23 protein-coding genes are annotated in these 24,200 nt (G+C 69.6%); 2 read left to right on the top strand and 21 right to left on the bottom strand.

Going from position 1 to position 24,200, the window contains the following annotated elements:
• Positions 1–352: 352 nt before the first annotated feature.
• The 3 genes from ACFY6U_RS46115 to ACFY6U_RS46105 form a co-directional block, all read right to left on the bottom strand.
• Positions 353–2,878, bottom strand: a complete 2,526-nt coding sequence (locus ACFY6U_RS46115) for an ATP-binding protein (protein ID WP_390048241.1) — start codon at positions 2,876–2,878, stop codon at positions 353–355.
• Between the two features lie 360 nt (positions 2,879–3,238).
• Complete coding sequence (locus ACFY6U_RS46110; protein WP_030672301.1) at positions 3,239–3,562, bottom strand: STAS domain-containing protein; 324 nt, start codon at positions 3,560–3,562, stop codon at positions 3,239–3,241.
• Positions 3,563–3,747: 185 nt separating this feature from the next.
• Positions 3,748–4,596, bottom strand: a complete 849-nt coding sequence (locus tag ACFY6U_RS46105) for a 3-hydroxyacyl-CoA dehydrogenase family protein (RefSeq protein WP_390048240.1) — start codon at positions 4,594–4,596, stop codon at positions 3,748–3,750.
• Positions 4,597–4,750: 154 nt separating this feature from the next.
• On the opposite strand from ACFY6U_RS46105, the gene ACFY6U_RS46100 reads away from it, so the two are divergent.
• Both ACFY6U_RS46100 and ACFY6U_RS46095 read left to right on the top strand, forming a co-directional pair.
• Positions 4,751–5,323, top strand: a complete 573-nt coding sequence (locus tag ACFY6U_RS46100) for a cob(I)yrinic acid a,c-diamide adenosyltransferase (protein ID WP_390048239.1) — start codon at positions 4,751–4,753, stop codon at positions 5,321–5,323.
• Between the two features lie 156 nt (positions 5,324–5,479).
• The gene (locus ACFY6U_RS46095) at positions 5,480–7,306 is read left to right on the top strand and encodes a glycosyl hydrolase family 18 protein (protein ID WP_390048238.1); all 1,827 of its coding nucleotides are present in this window, start codon (positions 5,480–5,482) and stop codon (positions 7,304–7,306) included.
• A gap of 20 nt (positions 7,307–7,326) precedes the next feature.
• Here the strand turns inward: ACFY6U_RS46095 and ACFY6U_RS46090 are convergent, their stop codons facing one another.
• The 18 genes from ACFY6U_RS46090 to ACFY6U_RS46005 form a co-directional block, all read right to left on the bottom strand.
• Positions 7,327–7,773, bottom strand: a complete 447-nt coding sequence (locus ACFY6U_RS46090) for a DUF2550 domain-containing protein (RefSeq protein WP_390048236.1) — start codon at positions 7,771–7,773, stop codon at positions 7,327–7,329.
• Positions 7,774–7,903: 130 nt separating this feature from the next.
• On the bottom strand, positions 7,904–8,278 hold the full coding sequence (locus ACFY6U_RS46085; RefSeq protein WP_181805896.1) for a F0F1 ATP synthase subunit epsilon: 375 nt from the start codon (positions 8,276–8,278) through the stop codon (positions 7,904–7,906).
• A 134-nt stretch (positions 8,279–8,412) separates the two neighbouring features.
• Positions 8,413–9,846 (bottom strand): F0F1 ATP synthase subunit beta, encoded by a 1,434-nt coding sequence (gene atpD / locus ACFY6U_RS46080; RefSeq protein ID WP_351497080.1) that lies wholly within the window; start codon positions 9,844–9,846, stop codon positions 8,413–8,415.
• Positions 9,847–10,767, bottom strand: coding sequence for a F0F1 ATP synthase subunit gamma (locus ACFY6U_RS46075; protein ID WP_365693159.1), 921 nt, complete (start codon positions 10,765–10,767; stop codon positions 9,847–9,849).
• Between the two features lie 21 nt (positions 10,768–10,788).
• Entirely contained in the window at positions 10,789–12,378 is a 1,590-nt protein-coding gene (gene atpA / locus ACFY6U_RS46070; RefSeq protein ID WP_351497084.1) for a F0F1 ATP synthase subunit alpha, read from the bottom strand.
• Between the two features lie 122 nt (positions 12,379–12,500).
• On the bottom strand, positions 12,501–13,316 hold the full coding sequence (locus ACFY6U_RS46065) for a F0F1 ATP synthase subunit delta (protein WP_390048233.1): 816 nt from the start codon (positions 13,314–13,316) through the stop codon (positions 12,501–12,503).
• Positions 13,313–13,858 carry a F0F1 ATP synthase subunit B gene (locus tag ACFY6U_RS46060; RefSeq protein ID WP_133025280.1) on the bottom strand — a complete coding sequence of 182 codons (546 nt, stop codon included), beginning with the start codon at positions 13,856–13,858 and terminating at the stop codon, positions 13,313–13,315. The genes ACFY6U_RS46065 and ACFY6U_RS46060 overlap by 4 nt, the downstream gene beginning before the upstream one ends.
• A gap of 37 nt (positions 13,859–13,895) precedes the next feature.
• Positions 13,896–14,147 carry an ATP synthase F0 subunit C gene (atpE, locus tag ACFY6U_RS46055; RefSeq protein WP_093499060.1) on the bottom strand — a complete coding sequence of 84 codons (252 nt, stop codon included), beginning with the start codon at positions 14,145–14,147 and terminating at the stop codon, positions 13,896–13,898.
• A gap of 76 nt (positions 14,148–14,223) precedes the next feature.
• A complete protein-coding gene (gene atpB / locus ACFY6U_RS46050; RefSeq protein ID WP_093499061.1) occupies positions 14,224–15,060 on the bottom strand; it encodes a F0F1 ATP synthase subunit A in 837 nt (278 codons plus the stop codon).
• Positions 15,061–15,270: 210 nt separating this feature from the next.
• Entirely contained in the window at positions 15,271–15,702 is a 432-nt protein-coding gene (locus ACFY6U_RS46045) for a hypothetical protein (protein WP_294011071.1), read from the bottom strand.
• 301 nt (positions 15,703–16,003) lie between these two features.
• Complete coding sequence (locus ACFY6U_RS46040; RefSeq protein WP_390048230.1) at positions 16,004–17,467, bottom strand: MraY family glycosyltransferase; 1,464 nt, start codon at positions 17,465–17,467, stop codon at positions 16,004–16,006.
• 150 nt (positions 17,468–17,617) lie between these two features.
• Positions 17,618–18,862, bottom strand: coding sequence for a serine hydroxymethyltransferase (gene glyA / locus ACFY6U_RS46035; RefSeq protein ID WP_390048229.1), 1,245 nt, complete (start codon positions 18,860–18,862; stop codon positions 17,618–17,620).
• A 269-nt stretch (positions 18,863–19,131) separates the two neighbouring features.
• Positions 19,132–19,815, bottom strand: a complete 684-nt coding sequence (locus ACFY6U_RS46030) for a protein-tyrosine-phosphatase (protein ID WP_093499065.1) — start codon at positions 19,813–19,815, stop codon at positions 19,132–19,134.
• A complete protein-coding gene (locus ACFY6U_RS46025) occupies positions 19,812–20,459 on the bottom strand; it encodes an L-threonylcarbamoyladenylate synthase (protein ID WP_189268510.1) in 648 nt (215 codons plus the stop codon). Before ACFY6U_RS46025 ends, ACFY6U_RS46030 begins: the two co-directional genes overlap by 4 nt.
• Positions 20,460–20,520: 61 nt before the next feature.
• Positions 20,521–21,366, bottom strand: coding sequence for a peptide chain release factor N(5)-glutamine methyltransferase (gene prmC, locus ACFY6U_RS46020; RefSeq protein WP_351497093.1), 846 nt, complete (start codon positions 21,364–21,366; stop codon positions 20,521–20,523).
• 49 nt (positions 21,367–21,415) lie between these two features.
• Positions 21,416–22,492 carry a peptide chain release factor 1 gene (gene prfA / locus ACFY6U_RS46015; RefSeq protein WP_390048226.1) on the bottom strand — a complete coding sequence of 359 codons (1,077 nt, stop codon included), beginning with the start codon at positions 22,490–22,492 and terminating at the stop codon, positions 21,416–21,418.
• A 112-nt stretch (positions 22,493–22,604) separates the two neighbouring features.
• Positions 22,605–22,829 carry a 50S ribosomal protein L31 gene (rpmE, locus tag ACFY6U_RS46010; protein WP_030049623.1) on the bottom strand — a complete coding sequence of 75 codons (225 nt, stop codon included), beginning with the start codon at positions 22,827–22,829 and terminating at the stop codon, positions 22,605–22,607.
• A 223-nt stretch (positions 22,830–23,052) separates the two neighbouring features.
• Entirely contained in the window at positions 23,053–24,171 is a 1,119-nt protein-coding gene (locus ACFY6U_RS46005) for an LCP family protein (protein ID WP_390048224.1), read from the bottom strand.
• Positions 24,172–24,200: the final 29 nt, after the last annotated feature.

Genomic DNA, 24,200 nt, shown 5'->3' with positions numbered 1-24,200 from the left:
GTGCGGGCGGCGCAGGGACACGGGCCGGACAAGTTGCACCGCCCACCCCCCAACACCGCCGCAACGGCACCCAGCCCCCACGGCAGTGACCGGCGCTGCCGAACCGCCCCGAGCCGGGTCCGGCACCGCCGGTCCGCACCATCGTGGCCGAGCGCCGTCGCGGCGGGTCCGGTGCGGGCGGCGCAGGGACACGGGCCGGACAAGTTGCACCGCCCACCCCCCAACACCGCCGCAACGGCACCCAGCCCCCACGGCAGTGACCGGCGGTGCCGGACCGGCCTGAGCCGGGCTCGGCGGCGGTTCCTTGAAATGGGGTGTGGGCGTCCCGCGGTCGAGCGTGGGACGCCGGGTCTCAGATCAGGGTGCCGGTCGAGGTTCCCGTGCTGCTGCTCTCCGATGCGCTCGACGTCGCGACGCTCGGGGAGTCGGAGGCCGGACCGCTCGCCGAGTTGCTGGTGGACGGGGTCTCGCTCGGGGCCGATGACGAGGGCGACGGCGACGGGCTCGCCGACTGGGACTCGGACTTCGACGGGCTCGGTGACGTCGACTTCGAAGGTGAAGGCGACTTCGAGGGCGATGCCGACGGCGAGTGTGTCGTGCCGCCGCCCGACGAACCCTTCGTTCCCGTGGCCGAAGCCGAAGGCGTCTGTGTGTCCGAGGGCGGGGTCGGGTCGTCCGAGGTGCCGAGGGTGCCGTCGGGGCCCGGGTCCGTCGGCTTGGTGGTGACCGTGCCGGTGTCGCCCGTGCCCGAGGTCTGGCCGGGGTCGGCGCCCAGGCTGCCGTCGCCCGTGCCCTCGCTCGCCGACGGGTTGACGCTCACGTTGTTCGACGGGTTGTCGGCGTTGTTGTCGGAGGTCATGCCGAGGGTGACCACGGTGCCCAGGACGGCCGTCAGGAGCACGCCCGCGCCCACCGCCACCAGGTTGCGGCGGGCCATGCGGACCAGGCCGCCCCCGCCGCCCTGGGACGACGTCGGCTGCCCCGGGACCCTGTGGGTCACCAGCGTGTCCGAGGCCGGCGAGTGGACCGCGGGGAAGGGCGTGGTGACGCCGCCGGCCGGGGATATGGACTCCTCGTGACGGGCGTCGGGAATCTCGTCGCCCGCCATCGCGGCGACCGGGATGACCTCGCCCGAACGGTCGGCCACCAGGGCGAGGGCCCGTCGGCCGGCCGTCGTACCCCGCTTGTCGGCGAGCGCCCCGCGCAGCCCGATCGAGGCCTCCAGCTCGGCCCGCGCCCGGTCGAGCCAGCCGCCGCAGAGCGCGAATATGCCGAGTTCGTGGTGGAAGTAGGCCTGCTCGCCGACCTCACCGGCGAGGCGGGAGGCCTCGGCGCCGGCCCGCAGGGCGCGTTCCCAGGCGCTCCAGTGCAGCCCCGCCGCGAACGCGGGCGCGGCCGTGCGGGCCAGTCGTACCGGCGTGCTCTCCTCGTCCTCCGCCGGCGGCACCGTCTCGGGGACGACCACCGTCAGTGCGGCGAGGATCGCGTCGGACTCGGCACAGACCCGCTCCGGGGTGACCGAGGGGTGCCCGGCCCACCAGCCGTAGTGCTGGGCGGCGGTGAGGGCCTGGGCCGCCGCGTCGTCGGCGTATCCGGCGGCCTCCAGCTGCTGCAGGACGCCCGCGGCGAGCCGGTAGCGGGAGCCCACCGGGGAGACCAGTCCGCAGCCCGCGAGTTCGCCGAGGGCCGCGTCCGCGTGGGTGTCGCCCACGAGGGCCGGCAGATGCGCCTGGTGCGGCACCTCGCCGCCGAGGGCGACCGCGAAGCGCAGGGTGGCCCGGGCGGAGGCGCTGAGCCGGGAGGCGAGCAGCGGGGCGGGCGCGGCGGCCTCACCGAGGGACGGGAGCGGGATCCCGTCGCTCGCCTCGTCGTCGAGGGCCGCCTCGACCGGCAGGTCGGACAGCCCGGACAGGTCAGACGGATCGGACATGCCGGACGCGAAGACGCCGAACTCGTCCACGGCGCCCGTGCTGGCCCGTACCTGGTCGCGCTGGCGCAGCAGCGCGCCCGCCTGGACGAACCGCAGGGGCAGGCCCTCGGACTCGAACCAGAGGTCTCCGGCCCAGTTGGCCTCCTCCTCGGTGAGGACGCGGCCGACCGTGCGCTCCAGGATGTCGACACCGCCGGCCCGGTCCAGACCGTCGAGGAAGACCTCCTCGACGGCGGAGTCGGCGGAGGGCGCCGGCACGTCCGGGGTGGCGCCGATCAGGAAGGCGCACTCGGGGGTGGCGTCGACCAGTTCGTCGAGCCCGGCGCCGCCGAACTCGACGTCGTCGAGGACGACGACCGCGCCGATGTCCCGGATCAGTGCGAGGAGCTCGTCGTGGTCCGGGCGGTGCGCGGGCGCCTTGTAGACGGCGTGGAAGAGGTCGTGGAGCAGGTCCTCGGGCGTGCGGTGGAAGCCGTTGAGGCGGACCACGCCGTCGGGGGCGAGGTCGGAGCAGTCGTCGGCGACCAGGTCGAGGAGTGCGGTGCGGCCGGAGCCCGAGGGCCCGGTGAGCCGCACCGAGCGGCCGCGGGCCAGGAGCCGGACGAGCCGCTCTCGGTCGTCCTGGCGTTCCAGGAGCGGCAGCTCGGGCCGGGCGGGACCGGGCGGAACCGGCGGCCGGACGGCGCGCTCGTACTCGGCGCGCTCGGCGGCGGTGCGTTTCTCCGGCCCGGCGGGGCGTTCGGTCGGCGGGCAGGGTTCTATCTCACTGCCGTCGACGGGATTGACGGTCAGCAGGAATTCGCCGGTGACCAGCCGCGTGGTGCGGGCCGTCGCCGGCGTGCTCTGACCGAAGTCGGTGGTGAGGGATTCCCTGGGCGGGCGCTGGCGCGGCGTGCTGCCGTCGCCGTCCTGGCCGTACCCCTCGGGTCCCGGGTTGATCGGGTCCATAGGTTCCTAGCCCCCCAAAAGCGTCGTGTGCCGTGAATACCGGCCCCTCCCGGCCTGTTGCACACCGCGCTGTCGCTTCTGGTCCGGGCCCGCGCTCGAAGGGTGGCAAGGGCGGCGGGCGACCGAACCTTAAACCTTCGCACAGTATCTACGACAGTCCGGGGTACCGCGCCGTCCGAGACATCACGGTCTCGTGAGGATTGCGTCTGACGTGCGCATGCGCGCCGTCCGACCGGGTCACCCCCGTCGCCCGGTTCACACCGGATCGCCGTGTCCCGACAGTTCACCGCCGCACAGCCGGTCACCGCGGCACAGCCGGCCCCCGGTCACCGCGGCACAGCCGGCCGCCGGGTCCCGGTGTCACACCCGGGGCAGCGACTCCACCCCGATACCCCCCTCGATCGCCAGGATCCGGTGCAGCCGGGTGGCCACCAGCAGGCGCTGCATCTGCGGCGGTACGCCGCGCAGCACCAGGCGGCGGCCGCAGCGGCCGGCCCGCCGGTGGGCACCCATGATCACCCCGAGTCCGGTGGCGTCCCAGGAGTCCAGCTCGGACAGGTCCAGCACCAGATCGCCGACTCCGTCGTCGACGGCCGAGTGCAGGACCGTACGGGCGTCCGCCGCGCTGCGGACGTCGAGGCGGCCCCCGACGACCAGCTCGGCGTGGTCGCCCCTGATGTACATATGCGCTCCCCGAGAGTGCGTGTCCTACTCCGTGAAAGTGTTGTCCGGTATTGCAACGTCTGACTGCGTTCGCCGGCCAGAGGTTGCCATCTGTAAGCGAACCGATACCGAATTCACCCCAGAGGGTGAAACCTCTGGGGTTTGTGCGTTTTGACAGGCGGTCAGAGTGTCTACGTACTGATGTTTCAGTACGTGTAGAAGCCCTGCCCGCTCTTGCGCCCGATGTCACCGGCGTCAACCATCCGGCGCATCAGCTCCGGCGGGGCGAACTTCTCGTCCTGCGACTCGGTGTAGATGTTGCTGGTGGCGTGCAGCAGGATGTCGACGCCGGTGAGGTCGGCCGTGGCCAGCGGGCCCATGGCGTGACCGAAGCCCAGCTTGCAGGCGAGGTCGATGTCCTCGGCGGTGGCGACGCCCGACTCGTACAGCTTGGTGGCCTCGACGACGAGCGCCGAGATCAGCCGGGTCGTCACGAAACCGGCGACGTCCCGGTTGACGACGATGCAGGTCTTGCCGGTGGACTCGGCGAACTCCCGCGCGGTGGCGAGGGTTTCGTCGCTGGTCTTGTAGCCGCGGACCAGCTCCACGAGCTGCATCATCGGCACCGGCGAGAAGAAGTGGACGCCGACGACGCGCTCGGGGTGCTCGGTGGCCGCCGCGATCTTGGTGATCGGGATGGCCGAGGTGTTGGAGGCGAGTACGGCCTCCGGACGCACGATCTTGTCGAGCGCACGGAAGATCTCGTGCTTGACCTCCAGCTTCTCGAAGACGGCCTCGACCACGATGTCCGCGTCGGCGACCGCGTCCAGGTCGGTGGTGGTGGTGATGCGGGCCAGGGCGGCGTCGGCGTCGTGCGCCTCCAGCTTCCCCTTGCTCACGAACTTGTCGTACGAGGCCTGGATGCCGCCGACGGCACGGTCCAGTGCCTCGTCGGTGACGTCTCGCAGGACCACGTCCCAGCCGGCCTGCGCGGCGACCTGGGCGATGCCGGAACCCATCAGGCCGGCACCGATGACGGCAAGCTTCCGTGCCACTCCGCTCCCCTTACACGCTGTTGAGGTATGCCTCTTGGGCGGGACCCTAGCGCTCGTCGAGGGCCGGGAAACCCGGTAAGTAACGCGTGTCACGGTCTCAGGACGTGAGACAACCGTCACGTCACGCCACCGGGGACGGCTTTACGCTGGCCACATGGTCAATCTCACGCGTATCTACACCAGGACCGGCGACCAGGGCACCACCGCCCTCGGGGACATGAGCCGGGTCGCCAAGACCGATCTGCGGATCTCGGCATACGCCGACGCCAACGAGGCGAACGCGGTGATCGGGACGGCGATCGCGCTGGGCGGCCTGGCGGAGGAGGTCGTCGCGGTGCTCACCCGGGTGCAGAACGACCTCTTCGACGTCGGCGCGGACCTGTCGACCCCCGTGGTGGAGAACCCCGGGTTCCCGCCCCTGCGGGTCGAGCAGTTCTACGTCGACAAGCTGGAGGCGGACTGCGACCGTTTCAACGAGCGGCTGGAGAAGCTCCGTTCCTTCATCCTCCCGGGCGGCACCCCGGGGGCGGCCCTGCTCCACCAGGCCTGCACGGTCGTACGGCGGGCCGAGCGGTCGACGTGGGCCGCGCTGGAGGCACACGGCGAGGTGATGAACCCGCTGACCGCGACCTACCTCAACCGGCTGTCGGACCTGCTGTTCATCCTCGCCCGTACCGCCAACAAGGACGTCGGGGACGTGCTGTGGGTCCCGGGCGGGGAGCGGTAACTCCGCCCCCGGTACGGGAGTTGGGGATCCGACGGCCGTATACAAGAGTGGTCCAGACCTATTGACCGGTGGTCCAGACCTTTCTATTCTCGCGGCACCATGGGCATGAAGGCTCAGTCATGCCCACGTCATCCCCGATCGAGAGGGAGGCGCAGCATGCGCTTCAGACACAGAGTCGCGGCAGGGCTCGCGACGCTGGTGCTCCCCCTGGCCGGTCTGGTGGGCCTCGCAAGCCCAGCCCAGGCCGCGACGTCCGCCACCGCGACCTACACCAAGACCCAGGACTGGGGTACCGGCTTCGGCGGCCAGTGGACCGTCAAGAACACCGGTACCGCCAGCATCAGCTCCTGGACCGTCGAGTGGGACTTCCCCTCCGGAACCTCGGTGACCTCCGCGTGGGACGCGGACGTCACCTCCTCCGGGACCCACTGGACCGCCAAGAACAAGTCCTACAACGGCTCCCTCGCCCCCGGCGCCTCCGTCTCCTTCGGCTTCAACGGCGCCGGTTCCGGATCGCCCAGCAACTGCCTCGTCAACGGGGCGAGTTGCGACGGCGGTACCACCACCCCGGGCGACTCGGCGCCCTCTGCGCCCGGCACCCCGACCGCGTCCGGCGTCACCGACACCTCGGTGAAGCTGAGCTGGTCCGCCGCCACCGACGACAACGGCGTCAAGAACTACGACGTCCTGCGCGACGGCACGGTGGTCTCCACGGTGACCACCACCTCGTACACCGACTCGGGTCTCACGGCCGGCACCGACTACTCGTACACGGTCCAGGCCCGCGACACCGCGAACCAGACGGGACCGGTCAGCGGCGCGGTCGCCGTCCACACCACCGGCGGTACGACCACTCCCCCGACCACCGGCTCCAAGGTCAAGCTCGGCTACTTCACCGAGTGGGGCATCTACGGCCGCAACTACCAGGTCAAGAACCTGGTGACCTCCGGGTCCGCGGCGAAGATCACGCACATCAACTACGCCTTCGGCAACGTCACCAACGGCCAGTGCGCGATCGGCGACGCCTACGCGGACTACCAGAAGACGTTCACCGCCGACCAGTCGGTCAGCGGCGTCGCCGACACCTGGGACCAGCCGCTGGCCGGCAACTTCAACCAGCTGCGCGAGCTGAAGGCCAAGTACCCGAACATCAAGATCCTGTGGTCCTTCGGCGGCTGGACCTGGTCCGGCGGCTTCGCGCAGGCGGCGGCCAACCCGACCGCGTTCGCGGACTCCTGCTACAACCTGGTCGAGGATCCGCGCTGGGCCGACGTCTTCGACGGCATCGACATCGACTGGGAGTACCCGAACGCCTGCGGGCTGAGCTGCGACACCAGCGGCTCGGCGGCCTTCAAGAACCTGATGTCCGCGCTGCGCGCCAAGTTCGGCTCGAACAACCTGGTCACCGCGGCCACCACGGCCGACGGCTCCGCCGGCGGCAAGATCGACGCGACCGACTACGCGGGCGCCTCCCAGTACGTCGACTGGTACAACGTGATGTCGTACGACTTCTTCGGTGCCTGGGCGACCACCGGCCCGACCGCCCCGCACTCCCCGCTCACCTCGTACACCGGCATCCCGACCGCCGGCTTCGACACGGCCGACGCCATGGCCAAGTTCAAGGCGCAGGGCGTGCCGGCGAGCAAGCTGCTGATCGGCATCGGGTTCTACGGCAGAGGCTGGACCGGCGTCACCCAGGACGCGCCGGGCGGCACGGCCACCGGCGCGGCGGCCGGCACCTACGAGCAGGGCATCGAGGACTACAAGGTCCTCAAGACGTCCTGCCCGGTCACCGGCACCGTCGCGGGCACGGCGTACGCGCACTGCGGCACCAACTGGTGGTCGTACGACACCCCGTCGACGATCGCCGGGAAGATGAGCTGGGCGAAGTCCCAGGGCCTCGGCGGCGCGTTCTTCTGGGAGTTCAGCGGCGACACCAGCAACGGCGAGCTGGTGAGCGCCATCAACTCCGGGCTGTCGTAGCCCCCTGAGGAAAAAGTGTCCTAAGCGACATTGACGCGCTGACCGGGCGGGGCTGCTTCCAGCCACGCGAGGAATCCGGTCAGCGCGTCTTCGCTCATCGCGAGTTCGAGGCGGGTGCCGCGATGGGTGCAGGCGAGGATGACGGCGTCGGAGAGCAGGGCCAGCTCCTCCTCGCCCTCGGGGAGGCGGCGGCCGGTCACCTCGATCCGGTCGCGCTCCAGGACCCGGCGGGGGCGGTAGGCGTAGGAGAAGACGCGGTACCACTCGACGCTGTCGCCGTTGTAGCGGGCGACGCCGTAGCTCCAGCCCTTGCCGCTGGTGTCCGTCTTCTCGGGGACGTCCCAGCGCAGGGAACAGTCGAAGGTGCCGCCGGAGCGCTGGATCAGTCTGCGGCGCAGGCCGAACAGGAAGAGTCCCACCACCACCAGCACGACCACGATTCCGGCCACAGTCAGAGCGAGGACCATCGGCACCGACCTCCTCGTCTCCTAGGTAATGGAACGTAAAAAGACCCAGATCTACCTCAGCCGCGGCTGGGACCGAAGTGGCTCCGGTCCCAGCCGCGGCTGAGTTACGTCAACGCATACGTGCAGTGTGTCAGCGCGCGGTCGCCGCCCGCAGACGGACGTCGGCGCGCCGCTCGGCGGTGGCGTCGCCCTCCGCCTTCGCGCGCTCCAGCTCGCGCTCCTCGCGCTGGACGTCGATCTCGTCCGACAGCTCGGCGGTCTCGGCCAGCAGCGAGAGCTTGTTGTCCGCGAACGAGATGAAACCGCCGTGCACCGCGGCGACGACCGTTCCACCATCACTCGTACGGATGGTCACCGGGCCCGACTCCAGCACACCGAGCAGCGGCTGGTGACCGGGCATGACGCCGATGTCGCCGGACGTGGTGCGCGCGACGACCAGGGTGGCCTCGCCGGACCAGACCTGGCGGTCCGCGGCGACGAGCTCGACGTGCAGCTCAGCAGCCAAGGGTGGCTCCTCGGGTCACCACCCGGCAGGGGCGCCGGGTGTTGGGGTCAATTCTAGTAGGCGTGCGTGAGGGGGCGGGACGCGCCCGCCCCCTCACACGAAGAACACAAGGAGTTCCGGAGAACTCAGGGTGTTCAGGAGACGCCCAGCTCCTTGGCGTTGGCCTTGAGGTCCTCGATGCCACCGCACAGGAAGAACGCCTGCTCCGGGAAGTGGTCGTACTCGCCGTCGATGATCGCGTTGAACGCGGCGATCGACTCGTCCAGCGGGACGTCCGACCCGTCGACGCCGGTGAACTGCTTGGCGACGTGGGTGTTCTGGGACAGGAAGCGCTCCACGCGACGGGCACGGTGGACGACGAGCTTGTCCTCCTCGCCGAGCTCGTCGATACCGAGGATCGCGATGATGTCCTGGAGGTCCTTGTACTTCTGGAGGACCGTCTTCACGCGCATCGCGGTGTTGTAGTGGTCCGCCGCGATGTAGCGCGGGTCCAGGATCCGGGACGTGGAGTCCAGCGGGTCCACGGCCGGGTAGATGCCCTTCTCCGAGATCGGACGGGAGAGCACCGTCGTCGCGTCGAGGTGGGCGAAGGTCGTGGCCGGGGCCGGGTCGGTCAGGTCGTCCGCGGGGACGTAGATCGCCTGCATCGAGGTGATCGAGTGACCACGGGTCGAGGTGATGCGCTCCTGGAGGAGACCCATCTCGTCGGCCAGGTTCGGCTGGTAGCCCACCGCGGAGGGCATGCGGCCGAGCAGGGTCGAGACCTCGGAACCGGCCTGCGTGAAGCGGAAGATGTTGTCGATGAAGAACAGCACGTCCTGCTTCTGGACGTCACGGAAGTACTCGGCCATGGTGAGGCCGGCCAGCGCGACGCGCAGACGGGTGCCCGGGGGCTCGTCCATCTGGCCGAAGACCAGGGCGGTCTTGTCGATGACGCCCGAGTCGGCCATCTCCTCGATGAGGTCGTTGCCCTCACGGGTGCGCTCGCCGACACCGGCGAACACGGAGACACCGTCGTGGTTGTTGGCGACGCGGTAGATCATCTCCTGGATGAGCACCGTCTTGCCGACGCCGGCACCGCCGAACAGACCGATCTTTCCACCCTTGACGTACGGGGTGAGAAGGTCGATGACCTTGACGCCGGTCTCGAACATCTCGGTCTTCGACTCGAGCTCGTCGAAGTTCGGGGCCTTGCGGTGGATGGACCAGCGCTCGCCCTCGTACTGCTCGTCGACGTTCAGCACGTCACCGAGGGTGTTGAACACCTTGCCCTTGGTGAAGTCGCCGACCGGGACGGTGATGCCGTCGCCGGTGTCGGTGACCGGGGCCTGGCGGACCAGACCGTCGGTGGGCTGCATGGAGATGGTGCGGACCAGGCCGTCACCCAGGTGCTGGGCGACCTCCAGGGTCAGCGTCTTCTTCTCGCCGGCGTTGGCCGGGTCGGCCACCTCGACGTGAAGGGCGTTGTAGATGTCCGGCATCGCGTCGACGGGGAACTCCACGTCGACGACCGGGCCGATGACCCGGGCGACGCGGCCCGTGGCCGTCGCGGTCTCAACAGTGGTCATTTATCGGTCACTCCCCGCGGTCGCGTCGGCCAGGGCGCTGGCGCCACCGACGATCTCGCTGATTTCCTGGGTGATTTCGGCCTGGCGGGCCGCGTTGGCAAGACGGGAGAGCGTGTTGATCAGCTCGCCCGCGTTGTCGGTGGCCGACTTCATCGCGCGCCGCGTGGCGGCGTGCTTCGAAGCCGCCGACTGGAGGAGCGCGTTGTAGATGCGGCTCTCCACGTAGCGCGGCAGCAGGGCGTCGAGGACGTCCTCCGCCGAGGGCTCGAAGTCGTACAGCGGGAGGATCTCGTCGCCCTTGGCGGCGCCCTCCTCCGCGACCTCGTCGAGGCTGAGCGGCAGCAGCCGGTCGCCGAGCGCCGTCTGCGTCATCATCGACACGAACTCGGTGTAGACGATGTGGAGTTCGTCCACCCCACCGTCCGCCGTCTCGGTCTCGATGGCCTCGATCAGCGGCGCCGCGACCTTCTTGGCGTCCGCGTACGAGGGCTCGTCGGTGAAGCCCGACCACGACTCCACGACCTTGCGCTCGCGGAAGTTGTAGTGGGCCAGACCGCGGCGGCCGACGATGTAGGTGTCGACCTCCTTGCCCTCCGCCTCAAGGCGCGCCGTCAGCTGCTCGGCGGCCTTGATGGCGTTGGAGTTGAACGCGCCGGCCAGACCGCGGTCGCTCGTGAGGAGCAGGACCGCGGAACGGGTCGGCGTCTCCGCCTCGGTGGTCAGCGGGTGCTTGGTGTTCGACCCGGTACCGACCGCCGTGACCGCGCGGGTGAGCTCGGTCGCGTACGGCGCGGAGGCCCGCACCTTGCGCTGCGCCTTGACCACACGCGAGGCGGCGATCATCTCCATCGCCTTGGTGATCTTCTTGGTCGCGGTGACGGATCGGATGCGACGCTTGTAGACCCGGAGCTGGGCTCCCATGAGTCAGGTCCCTTCCTTACGTCACTTGGCCGCGGCCGGGGCGTCCTCGCCGAGAAGCTTGCCGTCCGAGGTCTCGAACTGCTTCTTGAAGTCGGCGATCGCGTCGGCAACAGCGGTGAGGGTGTCGTCCGACATCTTGCCGCCCTCCTTGATGGAGGTCATGAGGCCCTGCTCCTTGCGGTGCAGGTACTCAAGCAGCTCCTTCTCGAAGCGGCGGATGTCGGAGACCGGGACGTCGTCCATCCGGCCGGTGGTGCCGGCCCACACGGAGACGACCTGGTCCTCGGTCGGCATCGGCTGGTACTGCGCCTGCTTGAGCAGCTCGACCAGACGCTGACCGCGCTCCAGCTGCGACTTCGACGCGGCGTCCAGGTCGGAACCGAAGGCGGCGAACGCCTCCAGCTCGCGGTACTGGGCCAGGTCCAGACGCAGACGGCCGGAGACCTGCTTCATCGCCTTGTGCTGCGCGGAACCACCGACTCGGGAGACGGAGATACCGACGTTCAGCGCGGGGCGCTGACCGGCGTTGAACAGGTCCGACTCCAGGAAGCACTGGCCGTCGGTGATGGAGATGACGTTGGTCGGGATGAACGCCGAGACGTCGTTGGCCTTGGTCTCGACGATCGGCAGACCGGTCATCGAGCCGGCACCCATCTCGTCGGAGAGCTTGGCGCAGCGCTCCAGCAGACGGGAGTGCAGGTAGAAGACGTCACCCGGGTAGGCCTCGCGGCCCGGCGGGCGGCGCAGCAGCAGCGACACGGCGCGGTAGGCGTCGGCCTGCTTCGAGAGGTCGTCGAAGATGATGAGGACGTGCTTGCCGTCGTACATCCAGTGCTGACCGATGGCCGAGCCGGTGTACGGCGCCAGGTACTTGAAGCCGGCCGGGTCGGACGCCGGGGCGGCGACGATGGTCGTGTACTCCAGCGCGCCGGCCTCTTCCAGAGCGCCACGCACGGAGGCGATGGTCGAGCCCTTCTGGCCGATGGCGACGTAGACGCAGCGGACCTGCTTCTTCGGGTCGCCCGAGCGCCAGTTGTCGCGCTGGTTGATGATCGTGTCGACGGCCAGGGCGGTCTTGCCGGTCTGGCGGTCGCCGATGATCAGCTGACGCTGGCCGCGGCCGACCGGGGTCATCGCGTCGACGGCCTTGTAGCCGGTCTCCATCGGCTCGTGCACCGACTTACGGGCCATGACGCCGGGAGCCTGCAGCTCCAGGGCACGGCGGCCGGACGTCTCGATCTCGCCGAGGCCGTCGATCGGGTTGCCGAGCGGGTCGACGACGCGGCCGAGGTAGCCCTCGCCCACCGCGACGGAGAGGACCTCACCGGTGCGCTGCACCGGCTGACCCTCCTCGATGCCGCTGAACTCACCGAGGACGATGGCGCCGATCTCGCGCTCTTCCAGGTTCAGCGCGAGGCCGAGGGTGCCGTCCTCGAACTTCAGCAGTTCGTTGGCCATGGCCGAGGGAAGACCCTCGACCTTCGCGATGCCGTCGCCGGCAAGGGTGACCGTACCGACCTCCTCGCGCGAGGCCGCGTCCGGCTTGTACGACTGGACGAAGTTCTCCAGCGCGTCCCGGATCTCCTCCGGCCGGATCGTGAGCTCCGCCATCTGGGTTCCCTGCTCTCCTTGTTGGGCCCGAAGTTTCACTTGGGGGGTCTGGGGGCGACCCCCAGGATTCTTCTGCACGGCCCAACCAGGGCCGTAAGTACGTACTGCTTCTTGAGTTGGTGCTAGCTCGCCATGCGGCGGGCGACGTCCTCAAGGCGGTCCGCGACGGAACCGTTGATGACCTCGTCACCGACCTGCACCCGGATCCCGCCGACGACCGCGGGGTCGACGTCGAGGTTGAGGTGCATCGTGCGGCCGTAGAGCTTCGCGAGGGCGGCGCCCAGGCGCTGCTTCTGCGGCTCGCTCAGCGGCACCGCGGAGGTGACGACGGCGACGACGCGGCTGCGGCGCTCCGCGGCGAGCTTGGAGAGGGCCTCCAGGCCCGCTTCCAGGCTACGTCCCCGCGGCACGGTCACAAGGCGCGTGACCAGACGCTCGGTGACCGGCTTGGCGCGGCCGCCGAGCAGCCGGTGCAGCAGCTCGGTCTTCGCGGCGCCGCCGGCCTTGCGGTCGGTGAGCGCGGCGCGCAGCTCGGTGCTCGAGGAGACGATCCGGCCGAACCGGAACAGCTCGTCCTCGGCGTCGTCCAGCGTGCCGGACTTCTCCGCGGCCGTGAGGTCGGCGGTGTTCGCCAGCTCCTCCAGCGCGTCCACCAGGTCGCGCGACTGCGACCAGCGGGAGCGGACCAGGCCGGACACCAGGTCGGCGGTGGTCTCGGAGACCTGGCCGCCGATCAGGCGCCGGACCAGCTCGGCCTTGGCCTCGCCGGCCTGCGCCGGGTCGGTGAGGACCCGGCGCAGGCCGCCCTCGCGGTCGAGCAGCGCGGTGACGGCCGCCAGCTCGTCGGCGAGCCGCGTCGCGTCCACGGACGTGGAGTCCGTCAGCGCGTCGAGTCGCTCACGTGCGGCTGCCAGGGCCTCGCGGCTCGCGCCGTTCATCGGGCGGCCTCGGCCTTCTCCTCAAGCTCGTCGAGGAAGCGGTCGATCACACGGCTCTGCCGGGCGTGGTCCTCGAGGGACTCGCCGACGAGCTTGCCGGCCAGGTCGGTGGCCAGGTGGCCGACGTCCTGACGGAGCGCCTGCGCGGCGGACTTGCGGTCGGCCTCGATCTGCGCGTGACCGGCGGCGACGATCTCCTCGCGCTGCCGCTGGCCCTCGGCGCGCATCTCGGCGATGAGCGCGGCGCCCTGCTCCTGAGCCTCCTGGCGCAGGCGCGCGGCCTCGTGCCGGGCCTCGGCCAGCTGCGCCTTGTACTGCTCGAGGACGCTCTGGGCCTCGGTCTGCGCGGCCTCGGCCTTCTCGATACCGCCCTCGATCGCCTCGCGGCGCTGCTCCAGAACCTTGTTGATGTTCGGAAGGAGCTTCTTGGCGAGGAAGCCGAAGACGATGACGAAGGCGATCAGGCCGATGACGAGCTCTGGGATCGGCGGGATGAGGGGGTTTTCGGCCTCCTCAGCCGCGAGCTGAACCAGGGGGCTCATATCAGTGCCTTTCGTCTATTGGTGCGCGACGGTCGGGTCAGGAGGTCGGGTAGACGAACGGCATGACCAGACCGATCAGGGCGAGCGCCTCACAGAAGGCGAAGCCGAGGATCTGGTTGGCGCGGATCAGACCGGCCGCCTCGGGCTGGCGGGCGAGCGCCTGCGTGCCGTTGCCGAAGATGATGCCGATGCCGACGCCCGGGCCGATCGCGGCGAGGCCGTAACCGATCGAGCCGAGGTTGCCCTTGATCTGGGTGGCGGCGAGGGTGGCCTGCGCAAGAGCGGACATGCCGGTTCTTCCTTCTCTTTCAAGGACCGGTGGGGGTTGGCCACCGGATGTCATGAGTGGTGGGACGGGTTGGCGCTCAGTGGTGCTCGGCGAGCGCGCCCTGGATGTAGCTGCAGGTCAGCAGTACGAAGACATAGGCCTGGACAGCCTGGATGAAGAGCTCGAAGGCGGTCATCACGAGGACCATGACGAACGAGACACCGGAGTACGCGATGCCGATGCCGTTCAGCATGTACCAGCTGGCGATCGTGAAGAGCAGCAGCAGGGTGTGACCGGCGAACATGTTCGCGAAGAGTCGTACGGCGTGGGTGAAGGGCCGGACGATGAGGTTCGAGAAGAACTCGATCGTCATCGAGAGCGGCAGCACCGCGCCGAGGGTCTTGTCGTAGCCGGTGACGTTCTTGAAGAAGCCGACGAAACCCTGGCGCTTGAAGGTGAGCGCGACCCACGTGATGTAGACGATGCCGGCCAGGGCCGCGGGGTACGAGATGATCGCGGTGACCGGGAACTGGGCGACCGGGATGATCGACCAGAGGTTCATCATCCAGATGAAGAAGAACAGCGAGACGACGAACGGAACGTACTTCTCGCCTTCCTTCTTGCCGATGGTCTCGTAGACGACACCGCGCCGGACGAAGTCGTAGCCGGTCTCGGCGATCATCTGGAGCTTGCCCGGGACGACCTTCGGCTTGGCGAAGGCGGCCCAGAAGAAGCCCACGATGACGATCGACCCGAGCAGCGCCAGCAGCATCGTCTTGTTGAAGTACAGGTTGCTGTCCGCGTCGCCGAAGAGCGGCTTGAACAGGAACGAGTGGAGGCCCGGAGCCGGGAAGCCACACCCGTCGAACAGGTGACAGCTCGTGTCGAAAGCGAGCGTCTGCGTCGGGTCAGCACTCACCGCGGGCTCCTTCATCGTGGCGCATGGGTACGGCAACCTCGTTGTGTCGGCGCGGCGCAGGGCCGCGGTTCGGCACGGGACTGGTGTTACGGATGTGGGGGCGGCTGGGGGGCATCTCGCCTCGCGATTGAGCAGGCGTCAGCTCAGATGCCCGCGCCCGCGATGCCGCAGTTGGCACCGGACGATAGCAGCATCTCTCGTGCGCCTTTATCCCGGCCCTACCTCTCACGAGGACTGTCCGGTCTTCTCGGACTTTTCAGACTTCTCGGGTTCGACGTAGAGGATCTTGGCCTTCATGTGGGCACGGGTCTGCGCGGTGATCCACGTGAGCGTGGTGACCACCAGCACGATGGCGAAGGCCCGGGGATTGAACAGCGTCGTGTTCTTGAACACGGCCATGAAGATGATCAGCAGCAGCAACTGGGCCGCGTAGAGCATCAGGCCCATCATCTGGAAGAGCTGGGGATACGACTTCGCGGTGCGCTGCAGGACGTAGAGACCGATTCCCATGAAGAGGATCACGATCACCGTCGCGACGAGCGCCCCGATCGCCCCCTTGCCACCCGCGACCACTCCGCTGACGACGGCGGCGAGCACGCCGACGGCGGCCGTGGGTACGGCGGCCTGGGCCAGGTTCCGGGCGTCATTGGACGGCATGGCGGCAACTCCGCTTTCACAGGGGGCAGGTGTCGTCATGGACGAGCGTAGTCCCGGTCGGAGGGTCGAAGACCTCACGCTGACGGACCGTCGCAGTCGGGTCCTTCGACTCTGTCCGGGGTTCTCGTGAACCGTATCACAAACTATTTGATGAGGTCTTTACCTGGTAGGTGTGCTCGCTGTCACACATGAGAGTGAACCTGCGCGTCTGAGCGAAAACCCGGCCGTTGTGTCTGGTATTGGGGGTGTTTGGTCCCCCACGACTTGGCAATGCTCTAGTCAGATTCTTACCTTGGCGGGGTCAGCGAGAGGTCTCGGAAGGGCTCCGGTTCAGGAAGCGCGAACGGGCTCCGATGGCGGTCGCGCCGTTGACCGAGGCCGCGGTCGCGCCGGCCACCGGGGCATTGCTCACGCCGGTCACCGGGGCTTTGGTCGCGCCGTTCGCCGGGGCCGTGGTCACGCCGTTCAGCGGAGCCGCTCCGGTGGGCAACGGGGATCGGTACTCGTCGTCGCACGGCTTCTCCGGCTCCTCCTGCTCGGTGGACGCCGTGACCTCGGCGGTTGCCGCCGCCGGCTCCTCGGCCGGCTGGACCGCCCCGCGGCGCCGGTAGCGAGGGGGCACGACGGCCTGCGCCCAGAGCGGCGCCCGCGGCGTGAACCGCGGCAGCAGGAGCAGCCCCAGGCCGACCGCGCTGAGGAAGACCACGCCGAGCACGATCCACATGGACGCCGAGTTCACCGAGTAGGCCAGCGCGCCGAAGCCGATCAGCGCCGACCAGAAGTACATGATCAGCACGGCCCGGCTGTGCGAGTGGCCGATCTCCAGGAGCCGGTGGTGCAGGTGCCCCCGGTCCGCCGCGAACGGCGACTGGCCGCGCCAGGTGCGCCGCACGATCGCCAGGACCAGGTCGGCGGCCGGCACCGCGATGATGGTCAGCGGCAGCAGCAGCGGAATGTAGACGGGCACCATCTGGTGGACGGCGTTGCGCTCGGACCCGGCGAACAGGTTCATGACGTCCGGGTCGACCTGGCCCGTGACCGAGATCGCGCCGGCGGCCAGCACCAGGCCGATCAGCATCGACCCGGAGTCGCCCATGAAGATCCGCGCCGGGTGCATGTTGTGCGGCAGGAAGCCCAGGCACATGCCCATCAGGATCGCGGAGAACAGGGTGGCCGGGGCGGCGGCCTCGATGCCGTACGAGTACCAGATCCGGTAGGCGTACATGAAGAACGCCGCGGCGGCGATGCACACCATGCCGGAGGCCAGGCCGTCCAGGCCGTCGACGAAGTTCACCGCGTTGATCGTGATGACCACCAGCGCCACCGTCAGCAGGGTGCCCTGCCACGGGGTCAGCGCCACCGTGCCGACGCCCGGGATGGGCAGCCACAGGATCGTCAGACCCTGCATGACCATGACGCCCGCGGCGATCATCTGACCGCCCAGCTTGATCAGTGCGTCGATCTCGAACTTGTCGTCGAGCACACCGATCAGCCAGATCAGCGCGGCGCCGGAGAGCAGCGCCCGCGGCTCGTTCGACTTCGCGAAGACCTCGTTGAGGTTGGACATGTGGTCGGCGACGAGCAGCCCCGCGCACAGGCCGAAGAACATCGCGATCCCGCCGAGCCGCGGAGTGGGCTCCCGGTGCACGTCACGTGCCCGGATCTCCGGCATGGCCCCCGCCACGATCGCGAACTTCCGTACCGGCCCTGTCAGCAGGTACGTCACCGCGGCCGTGATGCAGAGCGTCAGCAGGTATTCACGCACAGGCTTCCCCACATGTCTCGCTGGCCATCACAGCCCCACACCCTAGCGAGGGACGCATATGTATGGGGACTTCCGGGTAGCGACGATGGTTGCACGCAAGGCTGTGAGCCGGGCGTACAACCGGGTGTACGACGCTGCGCCTACCCCGTCTCACCCGGGATACGGCGGAAATCTACCGGTGAGCTCGCGCACCTCGTCACGCGCCCTCCCCACGTCCGTGACACCGCTCACCACGCCCGTCAGCAACGCCGCGATCCGGGTCATCTCCGCCTCCCCCATGCCCTGTGTGGTGACGGCGGCGGTGCCCAGCCGCAGCCCCCGCGCGTCGCCGTGCGGCAGGGCACAGCAGTCCAGCACGATCCCGGCGGCGGCGAGCCGCCCCCGGGCGGCCTTCCCGTCGACGCCGAGCGGCGCGGTGTCGACGGTGATCAGATGCGTGTCGGTGCCCCCGGTCGTGACGACCAGTCCCGCCTGCGCCAGCCCGTCCGCGAGAACCCTCGCATTGGCGACCACCTGATGGGCGTACGCGGTGAACGCCGGTGTTGCCGCCTCCCCGAACGCGACCGCCTTCGCGGCGACGGCGTTCATCTGCGCACCGCCCTGCGTGAACGGGAACACCGCCCGGTCGAGCCGCTCGGCCAGCTCGGGGGCACCGCACAGCAGCATTCCGCCGCGCGGCCCGCGCAGCACCTTGTGCGTGGTCGCGCACACGACGTCGGCGTACGGCACCGGGTTCGGTGCCGCTCCCCCGGCGACGAGCCCGATGGGATGGGCGGCGTCGGCGATCAGATAGGCGCCCACCTCGTCGGCGACCTCGCGGAAGAAGGCGTAGTCGATGTGCCGGGGGTAGGCGATGGACCCGCACACGATCGCCTTGGGCCGGTGGCTGCGGGCCAGCGCCCGGACCTGGTCGTGGTCGATGAGCCCGCTCTCGGCGTCCACCCCGTACCCGACGAAGTCGAACCAGCGGCCGGAGAAGTTGGCCGGCGAGCCGTGCGTGAGATGACCGCCGTAGGGCAGCCCCAGGGCCAGCACGGTGTCCCCGGGCCGCAGCAGGGCCGCGTACGCGGCGAGTACGGCCGACGAACCCGAGTGGGACTGCACATTGGCGTGCGCGGCGCCGAACAGCGCCTTGGCCCGGTCGACCGCGAGCCGTTCGGCCACGTCCACGATCTCGCAACCGCCGTGGTACCGGGTGCCCGGATACCCCTCTGCGTACTTGTTGGTGAGCGGCGAGCCCAGCGCGGCCAGCACGGCCGGCGAGGTGAAGTTCTCGGCGGCGATCAGCTGCAACGACGTCGACTGCCGGGCCAGTTCCCCCAGCAGGATCTCGGCCAGCTCCGGATCCTGCCTGCGCAACAGATCGCCCTCGACGAGGGCAGAGGTGACCGACATGAGGGGCTCCGGGCGGTCGACGGGGACGTATGACCAATGTAGGCCCGGTACGGGGTGGTCGCGCGGTTTACGCGTACGACCGTGGTTCTGGGAGTTTCGCCACCGGGGGGTGGTTGCGGCCGGTCGCGCGACTGCGGGTGCGTGGGGGTTGCTCGCGCAGTTCCCCGCGCCCCTTACGGGGCGCCACTACCGCCGTGGGCAGGCGTTCCGCAGGGCGGAAGGGGTGGGCACGGCGTGCAGCGCCGGGTGCGGATCTCAGAAACGTGGACTTACATGCGCGCCGGAACACCGGTGAGCGCCGTGACCACCGGGTCCAGGGCCTCGTGTATCTCGTCGCCGATGGACTGGAAGAACGGCAGCGGGGCGCCGTAGGGGTCGTAGACCTCGTCCGCCTCGGCCGTCGGTGCCAGGAGCCAGCCGCGGAGGGCGGCGGCCGCCCGCACCAGCGCGCGGGCCCGTACGACCACGCCTTCCGACGTCGGCGGCAGCGTCGCCGGGTCTATCGCGCGGACCAGCCGGGTGAACTCCTTCAGTGTGAAGGTGCGCAGGCCCGCCGAGTGGCCCATGGAGATGACCTGGGCGCGGTGGTCACGGGTCGCGGTCAGGACCAGGTCGGCCCGGATCACGTGCTCGTCGAGCAGTTCGCGGCCCACGAAACCGGAGGCGTCCGCCCCGAAGTCGGCGAGGACCGCCTCCGCGTTGGCTTCCATGGGCGCGCCCTCGTGCCCCCAGGTACCCGCGCTCTCCACGACCAGCCCGCCGCCGAGAAAGGCGCCGAGCCGGTCCGTCACGAGATGGCGGGTCAGCCGCTCGGTGATCGGCGAGCGGCACACGTTGCCGGTGCTGACGTGGAGGATGCGGAAGCTGTCGCGCGGCAGCCCCACGAACGTCGTCGTGATCTCCGCCGCGCTTTCCCCGTTGCCTATGCCACGCCCCGCGTCAGGGGCTGTCAATTCGCCACCTCGAGGTCGGGTACGACCTTCCGCAGCTCCTCCGCCGAGATCGCGCCCGCGCGCAGCAGCAACGGAACTTCGCGGGTGACGTCGACGATCGACGAGGGGACGTTGCCGGGGGTCGGGCCGCCGTCGAGGTACACGGAGACGGAGTCGCCGAGCATCTCCTGCGCGGCGTCACAGGTCTCCGGGGACGGGTGGCCGGTGAGGTTGGCGGAGGAGACGGCCATCGGGCCGACCTCGGTGAGCAGCTCGATGGCGACCGGGTGGAGTGGCATGCGCACGGCGACCGTGCCGCGGGTGTCCCCCAGGTCCCACTGCAGGGACGGCTGGTGCCTGGCGACCAGCGTGAGGGCGCCCGGCCAGAACGCGTCGACCAGCTCCCAGGCCAGCTCGGAGAAGTCAGTGACGAGACCGTGGAGCGTGTTCGGGGAGCCGATCAGCACGGGGGTGGGCATGTTGCGGCCCCGGCCCTTGGCGTCGAGGAGGTCGGCGACCGCCTCCGAGGTGAACGCGTCGGCGCCGATGCCGTACACCGTGTCCGTCGGCAGCACCACCAGTTCGCCCCGGCGGACGGCGGACGCGGCCTCGCGCAGACCCGTCACGCGGTCGGTCGCGTCGTTGGTGTCGTATCGCCGTGCCATGTCTAGCGGGCCTCCTCGTACACGGAATTCTGGAATTCGAAGAACACTGCCTGCGGGGTGCTCACGGCAGCGCCTTGCGGGCGGTCGCGAAGCGGGGGCGGTTGTTGAGGTCCGGGTGGTCGGCCGCGTCGGCCCAGCCCCGCTCCTCGGTGAAGATCCACGGCACCTGGCCGCCCTGGGTGTCGGCGTGCTCGATGACGACGACACCGCCCGGGCGCAGCAGCCGGTGCGCGGTGCGTTCGATGCCCCGGATCAGGTCCAGGCCGTCCTCGCCGGAGAACAGGGCGAGTTCGGGGTCGTAGTCGCGGGCCTCGGGGGCGACGTACTCCCACTCGGTGAGCGGGATGTACGGAGGGTTCGAGATGACCAGGTCGACATGGCCGTCGAGGTCGTGGAAGGCGTCCAGGGCGTCTCCCTGGCGCAGGTCGACCCTGGAGTCCGCCATGTTCTTGCGGGTCCACTGGAGCGCCTCCTCGGACAGCTCCACGGCGTGCACGCGCGAGCGCGGGACCTCCTGCGCGAGGGCGAGCGCGATGGCGCCGGAACCGGTGCACAGGTCGACGATGCGGGGCTCGACCACGTCCATGGCGCGCACGGCGTCTATGGCCCAGCCGACGACCGACTCGGTCTCGGGACGCGGCACGAACACGCCGGGGCCCACCTGGAGTTCGAGGTACCGGAAATACGCCCGCCCGGTGATGTGCTGGAGCGGCTCGCGCTGCTCCCGGCGGGCGATGACCTCCCAGTAGCGGGCGTCGAAGTCGGAGTCCTTGACGGAGTGCAGCGCGCCCCGCTTCACGCCGTGCACGAACGCGGCGAGCTCCTCCGCGTCGGTGCGCGGCGAGGGCACGCCGGCGTCGGCCAGCCGCTGGGTGGCCTGGGCCACCTCCGCGAGCAGCAGGTTCACGCTGGTCCTCCGTGTCGTAACTCGTACGTTCCGTACGTGCGTACGTGCCTTACGCGGCCGCGAGCTTGGCGGCCGAGTCCGCGTCGACGCAGGCCTGGATCACCGCGTCGAGGTCGCCGTCCAGGACCTGGTCCAGGTTGTACGCCTTGAAGCCCACGCGGTGGTCCGAGATGCGGTTCTCCGGGAAGTTGTACGTGCGGATCTTCTCGGAGCGGTCGACGGTGCGGACCTGGCTGCGGCGGGCGTCCGCGGCCTCCTTCTCCGCCTCCTCCTGCGCCGCGGCGAGCAGCCTGGAGCGCAGGATACGCAAGGCCTGCTCCTTGTTCTGCAGCTGGCTCTTCTCGTTCTGGCAGGAGGCGACGACACCGGTGGGGATGTGCGTGATGCGCACCGCGGAGTCGGTGGTGTTGACGGACTGTCCGCCGGGCCCGGAGGACCGGTAGACGTCGATCCGGAGGTCGTTCGGGTTGATCTCGACGTCGACCTCCTCCGCCTCCGGCGTCACGAGGACACCCGCGGCGGAGGTGTGGATCCGGCCCTGCGACTCGGTGGCCGGCACGCGCTGCACCCGGTGCACACCGCCCTCGTACTTCAGCCGCGCCCAGACGCCCTGGCCGGGCTCGGTGGCGCCCTGGCCGCCCTTGGTCTTCACGGCGACCTGGACGTCCTTGTAGCCGCCGAGTTCGGACTCGGTGGAGTCGATGACCTCGGTCTTCCAGCCGACGCGCTCCGCGTACCGCAGGTACATGCGCAGCAGGTCACCGGCGAAGAGGGCGGACTCGTCGCCGCCGGCGCCGGCCTTGATCTCCAGGATGACGTCCTTGTCGTCGGACGGGTCCCGGGGGACGAGCAGCAGGCGCAGCTTCTCGGTGAGCTCGTCGCGCTGCTTGTCCAGCTCCTTGACCTCGGCGGCGAAGTCGGGGTCGTCGGCGGCCAGTTCACGCGCGGTCTCGATGTCGTCGCCGGTCTGCTTCCAGGAGCGGAACGTGGCGACGATCGGGGTGAGTTCGGCGTAGCGCTTGTTCAGCTTGCGCGCGTTGGCCTGGTCGGCGTGGACCGACGGGTCGGCGAGCTTCTTCTCCAGGTCTGCGTGCTCGACGACGAGTTCCTCGACGGCCTCGAACATTTTTGGCTCCTGATACTGCTGCGGCGTGGGAAGGGAAGGCGGGCGACCAAAAACGCCGGTCCCGGGCACGCCCCCGCGAGGGCGTGGCCATGGACCGGCGAAATGGGGCTCGCTACTTCTTGGAGCCGGCGGCAGCCTTGCCGAAGCGGGCCTCGAAGCGGGCCACACGGCCACCGGTGTCGAGGATCTTCTGCTTGCCCGTGTAGAACGGGTGGCACTCGGAGCAGACCTCGGCGCGGATGGTGCCGCTGGTGATCGTGCTACGGGTGGTGAACGACGCGCCACAGGTGCAGCTGACCTGCGTCTCGACGTACTCGGGGTGGATCTCGCGCTTCAAGGTGTCTCCTAGATATCGGGAGGGCACCGGGTCGCTACCGCGGGCTTGCGGGGCGTGAACCGGGGCCGACGTACCAGTCTGCCAGGGCTGGCCGTATCTCCCAAAACCGGGGGGCTTTGATCTTTATTCCGCGAGGGCGGGAGGGTGCGCCTGAGGGGGTGCCACGGTTTCGTCGCGTGCGGGCGCGGGGAACTGCGCGACCGGCCCCCACCGGGCCGCAGCCTCACGACGACGTCACGACCCCCTTGGCCTGCCCCGTCGCCGTCCCCTTCGTGGCGGAGGCCGGGATCGGCCGGTCGTTCTTCAGGGCGTTCCACACCAGCTTCGCCTTCGCCTTCGCCACGATCACCCTGTTCGGGTTCGACGGGTCGTACTCGACCGGCATCGTGGCCATGCGCATGTTCTTGGAGTCGATGGACTTCAGGCCGTTCGCGAAGTCGATCAGGGAGTTCACCGAGCCGAGGTCGGAGTCGGTGGTGACCGCCTTCGTCGCGGTGTCCGCCAGGTCGTACAGCTTCTTGGGGCTGGTGAAGACGCCCACCTGCTTGATCTGGTCGACGAGGGCCTTGACGAACGCCTGCTGGAGCTGGATACGGCCCAGGTCGGAGCCGTCGCCGACGCCGTGCCGGGTGCGGACGAGGCCGAGGGCCTGCTTGCCGTTCAGCGTGTGGGTGCCGGCCTTGAGGTCGAGGTGGCTCTCCCGGTCGTCGATGGCCTTCGTGGTGGAGACCCTGACCCCGCCGAGTTCGTCGATGAGCTTCTGGAAGCCGGAGAAGTCGACCTCCAGGTAGTGGTCCATCCGGATGCCGGTCATCGACTCGACGGTCTTGACCGCGCAGGCCGCGCCGCCCGTGGAGTACGCGGAGTTGAACATCACGCCGGTAGCGGCGGAGTGGGTGGTGCCCCGCGCGTCGGTGCAGGACGGGCGGTCGATCAGGGTGTCCCGGGGGACGGAGACCACGGCGGCCTTCTTGTGGCCCTTGTAGATGTGGATGATCATCGCCGTGTCGGACCGGGCGCTGCCGTCGTCCGCGCCGCCGCCGAGCTTCTTGTTGGCGCCGGAACGCGTGTCCGAGCCGAGGACCAGGATGTTCTCGGAGCCGTCGTCGACCCTGGTGGGCCGGTCGGTGCCGAGCATCTGGTTGATGTCGACGGTCTTGAGGTTGCCGTTGAGCTTGAAGTACAGGTAGCCGACACCGGCGCCGCCGAGGACGAGGATGCCTGCCGCCGTCCAGGCCGTGACGAGCAGCGCCCTGCGGCCCGCCCTTCGGGGCCTGCGGTGGCTCGTGGCATTCGTACCCGGCCCGGGTATGCCAGGACCAGGCGTGCTCTCGGCGGACATGGGCTCCTCTGTTCTCGTACGACTGCTCG

Origin of the sequence: Streptomyces sp. NPDC013157, from assembly GCF_042899865.1 — a bacterium.
GTDB lineage: Bacteria > Actinomycetota > Actinomycetes > Streptomycetales > Streptomycetaceae > Streptomyces.
Note: the sequence above shows the minus strand (reverse complement) of the source record. Positions and strands in the feature narration are given on the sequence as shown.